1 protein-coding gene is annotated in these 408 nt (G+C 68.9%); it reads right to left on the bottom strand.

The window, feature by feature from the left end; all coding sequences use genetic code 11:
- A partial coding sequence (locus E1294_RS57680) for an acyltransferase domain-containing protein (RefSeq protein ID WP_132520853.1) occupies positions 1-408 on the bottom strand: 408 nt, incomplete at both ends.

The raw sequence follows: 408 nt of genomic DNA, 5'->3' as shown, positions 1-408 counted from the left end.
AAAGCGAACAACGCCGGCTGCGTCATCCCCGTCTCGCCCAGCACACCCCCCGGATCGGAGAACATCACCTCACGCAACGAATACGGCAACAACGGCTCGAACAGGGCGCAGATCTCCTCCAACGCCTCCGCGAACACCGGGAACGCCACCGCGAGCTCGCGGCCCATGCCGACCCGCTGACTCCCCTGACCCGCGAACAAAAGCGCCAGCTTCCCACCGGAACCACTCCCCGAGATCCCCGCAGAGGGATCATCGGCCAGCGCCCGCAACCCGGCCACCAGCTCGTCCCGATCGGCACCCACCACCACCGCACGCTGCTCCAGCACCGCCCGGCCCGACGCCAACGACCACGCCACATCAGCGACGTCCAGCTCCGGTCGCGCCGTGATCCACGACGCGAGCCGACCA

The organism is Nonomuraea diastatica (assembly GCF_004349015.1).
Classification (GTDB): Bacteria; Actinomycetota; Actinomycetes; order Streptosporangiales; family Streptosporangiaceae; genus Nonomuraea; species Nonomuraea diastatica.
This window is presented reverse-complemented; position numbering and strand designations above follow the sequence as displayed.